The organism is Acidaminococcus sp. AM33-14BH (genome assembly GCF_003603525.1).
In the GTDB taxonomy this organism is placed as follows: Bacteria; Bacillota; Negativicutes; order Acidaminococcales; family Acidaminococcaceae; genus Acidaminococcus; species Acidaminococcus intestini.
The window spans coordinates 1-13,239 of sequence record NZ_QTNG01000011.1; the positions used below are offsets into that span (position 1 = coordinate 1).

Genomic DNA, 13,239 nt, shown 5'->3' on the forward strand with positions numbered 1-13,239 from the left:
CGCATCTGGACGGTCACTTTAGCGCCCCAAAATAAATTATAGAACCTAAAAAGCGGCCTCTCCTTTGCCGGGTCGCTGCCTATTATGATGCCCTGCAAAGTACCAAACTTTCTCGAGAGGAATGGTACTGGCTCAATGAGGAAGCCATCCGCAGGCTGCAAGAAGAAGGTACAACAAAAATGGGCCAAAGGCCCCTCCCCTACGACAAAAAGAACCGACCAGAAGGAATAATCTTCTTTCTGATCGGTTCTTTTTTTACATTATTTTGCAGGAATGATGGTTCCTTTGAACTTTTCTCCAATGAATTTCTTTACTGCGTCGGAATGGAAAAGGTCCGCAATCTTTTTATAGGTCGGGTTGTCCTTATCTTTTTCGCGAGCAGCAAGGACCATGACTGCAAGGGGCTCATCATCCTTTTCCCAGAAAAGGCCCTGTTTCTTGACATCCATTCCGCTGCTCATGACATAGTTCATGGTAATGACGGCAAGGTCTACATCATCCAGACTGCGGGGCAGCTGAGCTGCTTCCAGTTCTTTGAATTTGAGGTGCTTTGGATTTTCTGCCACATCGGCTGCTGTTGCTTTGAAACCGACGCCTTCCTTTAGCTTGATGAGACCTGCTTTTTCAAGAAGGACGAGGCCACGCCCGCCGTTTGTTGGGTCATTGGGGATGGCCACGACGCTGCCGTCAGGAACGGCATTGATATCATGAATCTTGTTGGAATAGATGCCCATACGCATGAGAATGGTATTGCCAATAGGAACGAGCTTGGCATTGTTCTGCTTGGCAAAATTTGCCAGAAATGGTGCGTGCTGATAGCTGTTGAGGTCTAAATCACCTTCCGCCAAGGCTTTGTCCGGCGTAATATAATCAGAGAATTCGATGACTTCCACATTGATTCCCTGCTTTTTTGCTTCGTCAGCGACGGCGTGCACAACGTCGGCATGAGGACCGGCCGTCGCACCAATCTTGATGACCTTGTTCTGCGGCGTACTGGCTTCTTTCTTTTCACTGCTGCCGCAGCCGTTTACGAGAGCGAGCCCGAGAAGACTGACAGCAAGAAGGGTAAGAACGCGTTTTTGCATAGAAAAGACTTCCTTTCTGATTCGACTAGATGTTTCACGTGAAACATTGCTTTTAGGATAAGCGGAACTCAATCGGCATCGGGCCAGACTTCACGGGCAATGCTGCGGATAAGGGTGAGCTTCTTCCACTCGTCTTCTTCCGTGAGGAGATTGCCTTCTTCCGTGGAAGCAAAGCCGCATTGCGGGCTAAGGGCCAGCTGATCCAGGGGAACCAGAGCGCTTGCTTCCTTGATCCGTCTTTTGATGGCTTCCGAATTTTCAAGGTCTGCCGATTTTGAGGTAACAAGGCCCAGAACAACCTTTTGGTCCTTGATATGGTGGAGCGGATTGAAGTCCCCTGCCCTATCCGTATCGTATTCGAGAAAGAATCCATCGACAGGACAGTGCGCAAAGAGGGTCTTGGCAATGGGCCCATATCCGCCGGAAGAAAACCAGGTGGAACGGAAATTGCCGCGGCAGATATGCATGGTAATGACCATATCCTTGGGTTTAACGGCAAGGACCTTGTTGAGGACCTTGACATATTCTTTGGCAATATGGTCCAGGTCAAAACCGCGTTTGGCATAGGCTTCGCGTTTATCTTCATCACAGAATTCGCCCCAGGACGTATCGTCCAGCTGGAGATAACGGCAGCCTGCGTCGTAGAAGGCCAGGACCGCTTTTTGGTAGGCAGCGGCAATGTCTTCAAAAAGCACGGCTTCATCGCGATAGCGTTCAATCGGTGTGTAGGATTCCGTCCGCACGCAGGCGATGAGGTGAAGCATGGATGGAGAAGGAATGGTCATCTTGGCTAGGGTCTCCCCTGCTGCCTTTTTAAGAAAACGGAAATGATTCAGGAAGGGATGGTCCGTAAAATCAATTTTCCCTGTAATGGCGATGGTGGATGCTTTAGGCTGCGCACCCTTAAATGCAACGGACCAATGATCGGCATGGACTTCCGTGACACCATCAAGGGCAGCCAAAAAGTCCAGATGCCAGTAGCGGCGACGGAATTCGCCGTCTGTGACGGCTTTGAGGCCGCAGGCTTTTTCCTTTTCTACAAGGTCAAGGATGGCCTCATCTTCGGCTTTCGAGAGTGCTTCTAGGGAAAGGGTCCCTTCTTCAAAGGCTTTTCTTGCCGCTTTGAGAGAGGCCGGTCTCAGGAAGCTTCCAACAATATCGTAACGAAATGGTGCGGTGGCAGTCATTGTATCGTCCCCTTTTGCTCTAATATTCTGATTCATAGTATTGATGTAGGGTATTGTATCTCATCAAGGATTATTTGTATAATCCCAAAAAAGAATGAATGGATATAACTTTAACGCATAGCGAAATCAGCATACCTCAATTTATCATAAGAAAAAACGAATAATAGATGGGAAGAAACGGATGCGTCAATTATAGGAAATGTTGATGACAGTCGCACATCTGTCCATTTAGTTGTGGAAGCTGTTAAAAATAAAAGTGAAAGATTGTAATCTGGCAAAAGCATATAAGTGACCTTTTGGGTAACGGCATCAAATCGGAAGAATAGAAACGGGCTCATATGATTAGACCTGTTTCTGAGGATATAAATAAGTATCGGAGCAGAAGAAAAACTTCTTTGGTACGCCATTACTGTCTTAGTATCCATAGGAAGGAGGCTTTATGCGATCATACGCTGGGAAAAGCTCGATCCATGACCAAATGCTGATCTTCTGGGATGGCTCCAGAAGGGGGAATCCTATGGATACGAGGGAGGAATAGAAACGGGGAACGGTGGTGTCCCAATGGGAAGGCTTTTAAAACATGGGAATTAGGCGAATGTTTCACGTGAAACATTCGCCTAATTCTCCGAGACAGCTAAAAAATGGGAGACAGGCACCAAAAAGAATGGATTTAAGATTTTTTTTTGAATGTTTCACGTGAAACATTCAAAAAAATGGACAAGGTGAACAGGGATTTTTCCCCTTGATGATGTAATTTGTGATAGAATAGGACGTGAACCTATGAATAAGGAGAGAAAAAATGTCATGACGCAGATCATTGCCATCGCCAACCAAAAGGGGGGTGTCGGTAAGACAACAACAAGTATCAACCTTGCAGCCTGTCTTGCAAACACGAGAACGAGAGTCCTCCTTGTGGACCTTGATTCCCAAGGAAATGCAACAAGCGGCCTTGGAATCGATAAAAATACCCTTGAAAAAGATATGTATGATGTCCTCATCCATGGAATCCATATGGATAAGGTCGTTGTAGAAACAAAATGGAAAAATCTCAGCGTGGCTCCGGCTACAATGAACCTGGCCGGCGCGGAGATTGAATTGATTGAGAAGAAAAACCGGGCCTTAAGTCTAAAAAAACAGTTGGATAAGGTCAAGGAAAGTTATGACTATGTCCTAATTGACTGCCCGCCTTCCTTAAGCTTATTGACTATCAATGCCCTTACAGCGGCAGACTCAGTACTGATTCCCATCCAGTGTGAATTCTACGCCTTGGAAGGGGTCACCCAGCTCATCCAGACCGTTGATCGTATTCGGGAAACGAGCAACCCTAATCTTTCCGTAGAAGGAATTGTCATGACCATGGCGGATACGAGAACGAACCTTTCCAATGATGTTGTGACAGCCGTCCATGAGCATTTCCCAGATCTTCTTTATAAGACGATGATTCCTCGCAGTGTACGCCTTGGAGAAGCACCTAGCTACGGGGAACCCATCATTGCCTATGATCCGAAATGCAAGGCTTCTGATGCATATCGGGCTCTATCAAGGGAGGTGAAGCGCCGTGCCAAGTAAAAGAGGATTGGGGAAAAATGGTCTTGATGTGATGTTTGAACCGGTTAAGAAAGTGGTCAAAGAACGGCAGGCGGGTGAAAATGTAGGGGAATTGGCTGTTAAAAACTTAATTCCCAATCCCTACCAGCCGCGTCACACTTTTGATGAAAAGGCTTTGGAAGAACTTACCCAATCGGTTCAGGAAAGCGGCATTATCCAACCCCTTATTGTCCGCAAAAAGGGGAGAACCTATGAAATTGTTGCCGGAGAGCGCCGTTGGCGAGCTGCCAAGGCAGCGGGGCTCGTCAAGGTTCCTGTTGTCATCCGTGATTATGATGACGCCACTATGATGGAAGTCGCTCTTGTTGAAAACATGCAGCGCAGCGATCTTGACCCCATAGAAGAGGCTCGGGGCATCAAGAATATGATGGACGCTCTTAAGGTCACTCAAGAAGAAGCGGCCAAACGCCTTGGTATGAGCCGGGCTGCTTTGGCAAACAGTCTGCGGCTTTTAAAGCTTCCTGAAGGAGCGGCCCAACTGGTGACGGATAAAAAATTGACTGCGGGTCAAGTTCGTCCGCTCCTTAGTTTGACGGATCCCCAGCAAATTGATAAGCTCGCGCTTCGTGCAGCAGAAGAAGGTTGGTCTGCTCGTATGGTAGAAGAATACGTTACCAGTGAAAAGGAAGGCCTTTCTGAAAAGGAACAAGCTGAGAAACTGGAAGCCCAACAGACCGCTAAAAATGGGAAAAAAGCGAAGGATAAAGCAAGACGGTCTGTCAAGGAAAGTCAAAGCATCTATGTGAAGGCTATCCAAGAAGATCTAACCCAATATTTTGGGACAAAAGTCAAGGTCCAGCCTGATAAGAAGGAACATGGAGGCCGTATCGTCATTGAATACTATAATGAAGGCGATCTGGAACGGGTCATGGAACTTCTAAAAAAAGAAGGACCTGCTTTGCAAGAAGAAGGAAAACCGTTTACGGTGTAGGTGAAGCATCATGATGGGAACAGGTACGGTGGTCAATGCTGTGGCCATTGTGCAGGTGGAGCTCTGGGTCTTTTGGCGGGACGCGGCATCAAAGTTCGGTACCAGGAGACCGTTATCCATGGACTGAGTCTCTGTGTAATGGTCCTGGGACTCAAGATGGCTCTTGCTGGGCAGCATACCCTTTTTGTCATTTCTGGTCTCGTCCTGGGAATCCTCGTAGGGGAGGCGCTGAATATTGAGGGAAAACTGGAACAAGTAGGCCTTTATCTGGGAAAACGGTTTTCCCAAAAAGGGGAGACCGGAGCCTTTGCAAAAGGATTCTTAACGACAAGCCTTATTTATTGTGTTGGTGCCATGGCTATTGTTGGATCCATTCAAGATGGATTAAATGGGGATGCATCAACGCTGTATACAAAAGCGATGATTGATGGTCTGAGCGCCATCATGTATGGTGCCAATATGGGAGCGGGGGTTATGGCATCTGCTTTATCTGTCTTTTTTTATCAAGGGACACTGACACTTCTTTCCAGTTTCATTGGACCTTTTGTTACAGATGCAGTGGCCCAAGAGATTTCGGCAGCAGGGGGAATCCTTATTTTTGGTATCGGACTTACAATGTCAAAGATAATAGCGATGCGAGTAGGAAATATGATTCCTGGCCTATTTATTGTTGCCGTTATGACGTATTTTTTTGGATAGGAATGAAGACTTGTCAATTTCTTCTCTAAGGAGTATAATGGACGGGTACATCGGGGTTATAGCTCAGTTGGTTAGAGCGCATCGCTCACATCGATGAGGTCTACGGTTCGAACCCGCATAACCCCACCAATTGAATCCCTATAGGGCACGCGGAAGCGGCCCTTTTTTTATAAAGAAATGGGGCCCAGTGGATCAACCACTGGGCCCCATTTCTTTTCGCATGCTGGTAAAGGGGAAAATTAGTTGACAGGAATTTTTTAAAGAACTCTCATCTCAATACTTGCGTAAAAATCATTTCTCAATGGATTTTTCTTAAAATACGACTCAATCTATAAGGAAAACAATAAAAACGCTCAGAAAGGATTTTTGAAGGGATATGAGGAATCCCTCAAAAATAAGAAGATTCTTCTCTCCCTATTACCCCATCCATCATTTTGTTCATTTTGCAGATAGTTCAGGATAGGGAGTAAAGGGATGAGGCGATTTGTCATGGCGGCCAATCATCTTTTCCATCCAAATCATATCATAATAGCGACCGAATTTAAATCCACATTGATGAAAGCGGCCGACAACTGTATAGCCTAGGTGCTCATGGAAATGAGGACTATCTAGGCTTAAAAAGGGATCTGGTTTCTTTTCGTTAGATGGATAGGCGATGCAGGCATTTAGATTCAGGATTCCCATGGATTGAGCAGACTTTTCGAGAGCATGGTAAAGGGCTTTTCCTACTCCATGATGTCGCATATTCTTTTTTACGTAGATGCTGGTCTCTGCACAGTGGCGGTAAGCAGATCTGGGATTAAATGCGCTTAAGTAGGCATATCCTACGACTTCTTGGTTTTCTTCACAGACAAGGTAAGGATATTGCTGAAGGGTAAGGACGATTCGCTCTCGAAATTCCTTTAAAGAGGGAACCGTTTTTTCAAATGTTATGGCTGTTTCTTGGATATAAGGAGCATAAATCAAACGCAAAAGCGCAGCATCATCCGGACTTGCAGGACGGATGACAAGAGGAGGGAATGAAACAAAGGGCTTCATCGATTACATCTTCTTTCAGTATTAGATAAGAGTCATTATAGCACGCGGAAAAGCAATGGAACCCATATATTTTTTCTATCTAGGACGGAGCCGGATAGAAGGCCGTAAGGATAATAAAAAAGGGCTTGTCAAAAGCGGCAATGTCCGGTATACTAATCATGTTAGATTAAACTAACTAAAACAAAAAATAGTAAGCGAAGGAAACTTGGAAACTTTGCTTACTCCGTTCTTTTGGTGTAAAAGGAGGAAACAATGAAAAAACAATTTGTCACAGCCCTGGTTCTTGCCCTGGGAATCAGCGGCACGGCACTTGCAGCCAATCCTTTTTCTGACGTTCCCGCTGGTCATTGGGCTTATGCCGCGGTTGCCAAGCTGGCCGCGGCAGGGATTGTCGATGGTTATCCTGACGGCACCTATAAAGGCGACCGTACCATGACCCGTTATGAAATGGCCCAGATTGTTGCAAAGGCACTGGCTAAGGGAGCTATCGGTGCTGATGATAAGCTTGTTGGTGAATTTGCCGATGAGCTCGATAATCTTGGAGTTAGAGTAGCAAAACTCGAAAAGAATGCGGATCATGTTCGTGTGACTGGCGAGGTCCAGATGAGCTATGCAAGCAATAAAGGCGGTATATTCAAGGACGATGGGGAAAGCAATTCTGAATCGGACCTGAGGACCCGTCTTTGGTTCACTGGTGAAGTGAACGATAACTGGCACTATACGGCCATGCTTGAAAATCATCAGTATTTTCAGGGCAAGAATGAATCTGGTGACAGTGACACCGATTTCCAGCGAGCCTTCTTGGAAGGAAATATTGGAGTTGTCGGTATCAAAGCTGGCCGCTATGATGAATTCCTCGGCAATGGCAATATCTATGATAGCCAGGTCGACGCGGTTCGGGCGACCGTACCTTTCGGTAATGCCTATATCACGGCAGCCTATGGAAAAATGGCCAGTGAAAGTGATTTTGGCTGGAACGATGATACGGATGCTTCCGTTGCTGATACGTTCTACCAAGCGGAGTTGGGCGGGACTTGGGGCAACCTCAATCTGGCGGCTTCCTACCTTAAGGCCAAGGACGTTAAATTTGAAGATTTTGGCCTGAATGGTGACAATAAAATTTGGACGGTTGGCGCTGATTATACCGCTGGCAAGCTGAATCTTTCCGGTATGTACCTGAAAGGTGATAAAGATGTCCTTCTTTCCGAATATCGAGACGGCGATGATGACGGTTACGTCGTTGGTCTGACCTATGGCGGTGCTGAGGAAGATAAGCCGGGCAGCTGGGGCCTGATTGCAACTTATTATGATCAGTCTGCTCCGACGGTTATTGCCCACACTATGGATGGTGCATGGGATGCCTTTGCAGGTTATGGCTTCAAAGGCTATAAGGTGGGAGCCAACTTGACCCTTGCCAAGAATATGGTGGCTGAAGTTGACTACTATGATTTGAAGGGCAAACGGGGAGAAACCTCCGATAAACATGCCCGTACGCTCTGGAGCCAGCTCGTTGTTACTTTCTAATGATAAGCTCCCCTTTGGGAATTTTATCTAATATAGGGTCGTTCCTGGAGCGCAACGGGAACAATTTCTGAAAAGGGCAACCGTCTTCATTGCAAGAATCGTGTGCCTGTGTCACCCCAACTTAACATCAATGTTACCTTAAAAAGTCTCCTTGGATGATCCGGGGAGACTTTTTTATTGTTTCACGTGAAACAATATGTTTTGTATATGGCTGTTCTTCCTGATCGTATTTCGTCAAGACAATCAAGGCGGCTTCCTTACAAGGATTTTGCAGGGGCTTACGGAAAGCTTATTCCTTTGTTTAGGCTTTGTTTAGATTCAGCTTTTATACTGATGAAAATCAAGGAATCAAAGGAGTGGTCCCATGAACGTGCTGGTCACTGGAGGAGCCGGATTCATCGGCAATCACACTGTAAGGTATCTAATCGAAAAAGGATATGATGTAACCGTTGTCGACGATCTTTCGCGAGGCAATGCAGGACTGCTTCCTTTGGAAGCTCATTTTTATCCAATCGATATCCTGACGCCTCAGTTTCAGGAATTTATGGCAGCCAGACATTTTGACGCGGTGATCCATTTGGCCGCCCAAATTGAAGTTGCTTCTTCGGAACGAGATCCGCTGCGGGATGCCTCCCTTAATATTGGTGGGACCCTTGCCGTCTTGGAAGGTGCCAGAAAGGCCCATGTCAGCCGGTTCGTCTTTGCCTCTTCCGCAGCCGTTTATGGTCATCCGTCAGAAGCACTCCTGCCGCTGGCGGAAGAAGCGCCTTTATGTCCGCTGTCTCCTTATGGATTGAGCAAGGTGACGGCAGAAAACTATATCCGTATGCTGGCACCTTCTTTTTCTATGGAATGGGTGATTCTTCGCTTTGCCAATGTATATGGAGAGCGGGAAGTCCGTAAGGATCCCGGTGGTGTTATTCAGATTTTTGCCAATCAGATTGCGCGTCATCGCCCCATCACCCTTTTTGGAGCAACTGATCCTACCAGGGATTGGATCTATGTCCGTGACGTAGCCGAAGCTCTTGCAAAGAGCCTTGTAACAATACGTGGTGATGCGGTCTACAATATTAGTACGGGAAAAGAAGTTTCCTTGAAAACGGTACTGGCGATGCTCGAAAGGACAGCCGGGTACAGTGTTCCTCATGAACAAGGTCCTAAGCGGTACGGAGACATCCATCGTTCCGTGCTGAGCTGCGCAAAGGCAAGGACTTTATTGGCATGGATCCCAAAGATGACCTTGGAAGAAGGACTTTTTCGAACCTTTCGGTTTGCTCAGGATCAAGCCCGTCAGGAGGAAGTTCAGTCATGAAAAAAGAACGTGCTTATCCTTGGCTCCTTTTGGTCTTAGGGGCCATCCTTTTATTTGCCGGGAACCAGGACCTTCTTGTGACCGACCCGGTTGAATCAAATTATGCTGAAACCGCGCTTGAAATGCTTCGAAGTGGGGATTGGTTTTCCCCAATGATCTATGGTCATTATTGGTATGACAAGCCCATTTTTTATTATTGGGAACTGCTCCTTTCCTTTAAGCTATTTGGCGTAACTTCCTTTGCTGCACGCCTTGGTTCTGCTTTATTTGGCCTTCTAGGGATTGAGCTGTCCTACTTTTTTGTGAAGCGGTTGTATTCAGCTAAACGGGCCATGGCGGCTTCTTTGCTCCTTTTGACCAGTGCTGAATATTTTTACATTGGAAAGGCCATCATTACGGATATGACGCTCTTTGTCTTTTTAGAAATGACACTGATGGCATTTTATCTAGGCTATACGCAGAAAAAATCCAGCTGGTACTATGCGGCCTATACGGCCGCTGCCATCGGGACCTTGGTCAAAGGCCCGATAGGACTGGGGCTTCCTGGCCTTATCATCCTTTTTTTCCTCTGGTGGCGGCGGGACATAAAAGCCTTGGCGCACATGAAACTGGTTTCCGGAGGGCTTCTCTATTTGATCTTGACCGGCCTTTGGTATGGACCCATGACGGTCCTGCATGGTCATGACTTTCTTCTGAATTTCTTTGGCGTCCATAATTTTTTGAGGGCTACCGTTTCGGAACACCCACGCCAAAATGTTTGGTACTACTATTTCTTTGTTTTTCTTTTGGGCTGGGCCCCTTGGTCTTTTACCCTGCCCCTTTCAGGATCAAGGCGGGAGTGGACCCTTAAAATCCGGAATTTCTGCAGGCATGCAGCCTATCAGAAAAAGCTCCCCGAAGTGGATGTTCGGACGGCTTTTTTTGCCTCCTGGGCTTTTGTGACGGTTTTTATCTTTGAACTTGTCCAGACAAAATATATGACCTATACGTTTCCTTATATGCTGCCGTTTGCCGTCTTCTTTTCCTCCTTTTTGGTCCAACATGAACGGCTTGTAAAAGGACTGGCGGGAGGCGCTTTGACCGTGTATCTGATTCTTACTTATATGGTAGCCATCCCGCAATGCCGGAAAGCTTCTGCTTATGATGCGGCCCAGATAGTTAGAACCATGATCAGAAATGACACAACAGTCGTTACCTATGGCGGACGCTATCCGGTTTCCCTTACCTATTATTCGGGTTATGTGGCCAAACGGCTCAAATGGAAGGATGAAATTCCAGAGCTGCTTCCGGGCGCATTGGACTGGAACGCAAAGAACATGATGCCTTTTGCTTCTATAGAATCCCTTTCAGAAGATAAGGACATCCTTGCCGTTGTGCGGAGCGGGGACCTGCAAGATTTTGAGACAGATATTGACGGAATCTGGGAATGCGTCCATGATGATGGAATGTGGATGGTTCTTAGAAAAGTTGTACGATGACCCCGATAAAGGGGATTCCTCTTAGCAGGAATCCCTTCTTTTTGTAGTATAATAAAAAAGTGGATTCCAGCGTGTTTGTGTAGGAGGACGCATGATACATATACGAGATTTTTCCATAAAAAAGCGGCTGCTGTTTTCTAATTTTTTCATGATCATCATCCCCGTGATCTTTATGGCCCTGTTAAGTGCCCTTGTCTTCTTGAGCCTTCAGTTTGGTAATTTGAATCGGTCAACAATCCTCTCCTTTCTTTGGCCGGAAAGTGGGCCGACACTTTCAACCCAATTTGAATTGACCCGGTTCCGTGTCCGAGCCGATCAGTTTAAGAAAAAGAGCAAGGACCTCGTGGACTCTGCCCATCATCTGGAGGCGTTGGGATGTCGGGTGGTCATCGTTGGAAAGCAGGGTGCCATCATCTATCAAACAGAAGATACACAGGGCATGGAAACCCTTTCCCAAGCACTTTCGGAAGCTCCCAGCGGAAGAGGTTCCATCTCCTGGGGGGAAAAGGGCCTTGCGTTCCATTATTTTTCTGATGAGAGTGGGGTCCGTCTTGCCGTAATTGGAGAAGGGCCTTTGGTCGTGGACGGGGAACTGATCGATATCAGTTCCAAGGCTCTACTAAAAAAGAGCTTTTATGTGGTCTGCGGCTTGGTTACCTTGCTGATCCTCATCATTGGCTGGAAGCTGTCCCGGTATCTTGGCAGACAGATCATTGAACCGCTGCAGGTCCTGCAGGTGACGGCCAGTCATATTGCCCAAGGGGATCTTGATACGCCGGTTCCTGTAGATAGCGAAGACGAAATTGGGATGACGATGATGGCCTTTGAACTGACGCGCCGCCAGCTTAAGATGGCACGGGAAACCCGGGATCGATATGAACGGAACCGCAAGGAAATGATTGCAGGAATTTCCCATGACCTTTCAACCCCTCTGACCAAGATCGAAGGGTATGCCTGCGGCCTGCGAGACGGGATTGCAGATACACCGGAGAAAAAAGACCATTATTTTCGGATGATCATTGATACGGCAAGGCATATGGGAAACTTGGTCCAAAGCTTGTTCCTTTTTTCCAAGCTGGACCTGGGGCAGATGGAATACCATATGGAGAAGGTTCCTCTTAAGGCATATTTGGAAGACTATGTTGAGGAACAGTCGGAACACTTCAAGAGCCAAGGACTCTTACTCAAGGTGGAGGCTCCCCGGGAGGAATGCGTAGTCCTTCTTGACCGGATTCAGTTTTCCCGGATTGTAACGAACCTTCTTTCCAACAGCATCAAATATAAGACGGCTGATTTGGGGCATGTGGTCATGAGTTTGTCGGTTCCAAGGAAACAGTGGGTTCAGCTGGCTTTTAGCGATGATGGGCCAGGGGTTGCGCCCAGTGATTTAAGCCATCTGTTTGAAAGTTTCTACCGTACTGATAAAGCAAGGACCAATCCGGCCAAGGGTAGTGGACTTGGGCTTGCCGTCGTACGGGAGCTAGTGAAGGGAATGAAGGGTATCATTTGGGCTGAAAATGAAACGCCCCATGGCTTGAAGATTGTCATGGAGTTTCCATTAGCAAAGGAGGAAGCATGAAAAAGGTACTGATTATCGAGGATGATAAAGGGATTGCTGAACTGGAGAGGGATTATTTGGAAGCCAATGGATTTGAAGTCCAGATGGCATTTACGGGTCTTTCGGGAAAAAAAGCAGCCCTGAGTTCTCCTGTTGATTTGATTCTTTTGGATATTATGCTTCCCGGAGAAGATGGTTTCCAGGTTTGCCGCGAAATCCGAGCAGAAAAAGATATCCCTATCCTGATGGTCTCCGCAAGACAGGAAGATATCGATAAAATCAGGGGATTGGGACTGGGTGCCGACGACTATATTGTCAAACCCTTTAGTCCAACTGAACTCGTGGCCCGGGTTAAAAGCCATATTTCCCGTTATGAACAGCTGACCAATCGGGAGTCTAGTAGGCCCCAAGTGCTTCGCTGCGGAAACCTGGTCATAGACTTATCTTCACATCAGGTCTTTTTACAGGATAAAGAAATCCTTCTTCCCAACAAAGAATTTGAACTGCTTGCTTTTCTTGCCAAGAATCCAGGCATCGTATTCAGCAAGGATACGCTCTTTGAGCGGGTATGGGGCGAAGATTCCTTGGGTGATACCTCTACTGTCTCCGTTCATATCAATCGAATCCGGGAAAAGATTGAGGAGGATTCATCCAAACCGTACTATATTGAAACGGTTTGGGGTGCCGGTTACCGTTTTCGCCGGTAATGACAAAGAACCCCTGCGCACGCCGCTGCGCAGGGGTTCTTTGTCATTAGAAAAGGAAAATGTTGAAAGGGGGTTCACTCATGCAGTGCACAAGAGAGAAGATAATCGTGGA

12 protein-coding genes and 1 tRNA gene are annotated in these 13,239 nt (G+C 46.9%); 9 read left to right on the forward strand and 4 right to left on the reverse strand.

The window, feature by feature from the left end; translation table 11 throughout:
• The 3 genes from DW817_RS10705 to DW817_RS08200 all read right to left on the reverse strand — a co-directional run.
• A partial coding sequence (locus tag DW817_RS10705) for a hypothetical protein (RefSeq protein WP_207802115.1) occupies positions 1–188 on the reverse strand: 188 nt, incomplete at its 3' end.
• A 72-nt stretch (positions 189–260) separates the two neighbouring features.
• Complete coding sequence (locus DW817_RS08195) at positions 261–1,085, reverse strand: MetQ/NlpA family ABC transporter substrate-binding protein (protein ID WP_120112027.1); 825 nt, start codon at positions 1,083–1,085, stop codon at positions 261–263.
• A gap of 68 nt (positions 1,086–1,153) precedes the next feature.
• A complete protein-coding gene (locus DW817_RS08200; RefSeq protein ID WP_120112031.1) occupies positions 1,154–2,272 on the reverse strand; it encodes a 5-methyltetrahydropteroyltriglutamate--homocysteine S-methyltransferase in 1,119 nt (372 codons plus the stop codon).
• Between the two features lie 780 nt (positions 2,273–3,052).
• Here DW817_RS08200 and DW817_RS08205 point away from each other — a divergent pair.
• The 4 genes from DW817_RS08205 (at position 3,053) to DW817_RS08220 (ending at position 5,639) form a co-directional block, all read left to right on the forward strand.
• Complete coding sequence (locus DW817_RS08205) at positions 3,053–3,841, forward strand: ParA family protein (protein WP_014129187.1); 789 nt, start codon at positions 3,053–3,055, stop codon at positions 3,839–3,841.
• Positions 3,831–4,811 carry a ParB/RepB/Spo0J family partition protein gene (locus tag DW817_RS08210; RefSeq protein ID WP_009015011.1) on the forward strand — a complete coding sequence of 327 codons (981 nt, stop codon included), beginning with the start codon at positions 3,831–3,833 and terminating at the stop codon, positions 4,809–4,811. Before DW817_RS08205 ends, DW817_RS08210 begins: the two co-directional genes overlap by 11 nt.
• A gap of 72 nt (positions 4,812–4,883) precedes the next feature.
• On the forward strand, positions 4,884–5,510 hold the full coding sequence (locus DW817_RS08215) for a DUF554 domain-containing protein (RefSeq protein ID WP_243634105.1): 627 nt from the start codon (positions 4,884–4,886) through the stop codon (positions 5,508–5,510).
• A gap of 52 nt (positions 5,511–5,562) precedes the next feature.
• Positions 5,563–5,639: transfer RNA gene (locus DW817_RS08220), tRNA-Val, on the forward strand.
• 309 nt (positions 5,640–5,948) lie between these two features.
• Here the strand turns inward: DW817_RS08220 and DW817_RS08225 are convergent.
• Positions 5,949–6,548 carry a GNAT family N-acetyltransferase gene (locus DW817_RS08225; RefSeq protein WP_120112035.1) on the reverse strand — a complete coding sequence of 200 codons (600 nt, stop codon included), beginning with the start codon at positions 6,546–6,548 and terminating at the stop codon, positions 5,949–5,951.
• 252 nt (positions 6,549–6,800) lie between these two features.
• Between DW817_RS08225 and DW817_RS08230 the strand changes: the two genes are divergently transcribed.
• The 5 genes from DW817_RS08230 (at position 6,801) to DW817_RS08250 (ending at position 13,127) form a co-directional block, all read left to right on the forward strand.
• Entirely contained in the window at positions 6,801–8,072 is a 1,272-nt protein-coding gene (locus DW817_RS08230; protein ID WP_120112039.1) for an S-layer homology domain-containing protein, read from the forward strand.
• Positions 8,073–8,436: 364 nt separating this feature from the next.
• Positions 8,437–9,384, forward strand: a complete 948-nt coding sequence (locus DW817_RS08235; RefSeq protein WP_009015015.1) for an NAD-dependent epimerase/dehydratase family protein — start codon at positions 8,437–8,439, stop codon at positions 9,382–9,384.
• Positions 9,381–10,862 carry a glycosyltransferase family 39 protein gene (locus DW817_RS08240; protein ID WP_009015016.1) on the forward strand — a complete coding sequence of 494 codons (1,482 nt, stop codon included), beginning with the start codon at positions 9,381–9,383 and terminating at the stop codon, positions 10,860–10,862. The genes DW817_RS08235 and DW817_RS08240 overlap by 4 nt, the downstream gene beginning before the upstream one ends.
• Positions 10,863–10,953: 91 nt before the next feature.
• Positions 10,954–12,441, forward strand: coding sequence for a cell wall metabolism sensor histidine kinase WalK (locus DW817_RS08245; RefSeq protein ID WP_014129184.1), 1,488 nt, complete (start codon positions 10,954–10,956; stop codon positions 12,439–12,441).
• Positions 12,438–13,127 carry a response regulator transcription factor gene (locus DW817_RS08250; protein WP_009015018.1) on the forward strand — a complete coding sequence of 230 codons (690 nt, stop codon included), beginning with the start codon at positions 12,438–12,440 and terminating at the stop codon, positions 13,125–13,127. Before DW817_RS08245 ends, DW817_RS08250 begins: the two co-directional genes overlap by 4 nt.
• Positions 13,128–13,239 lie beyond the last annotated feature (112 nt).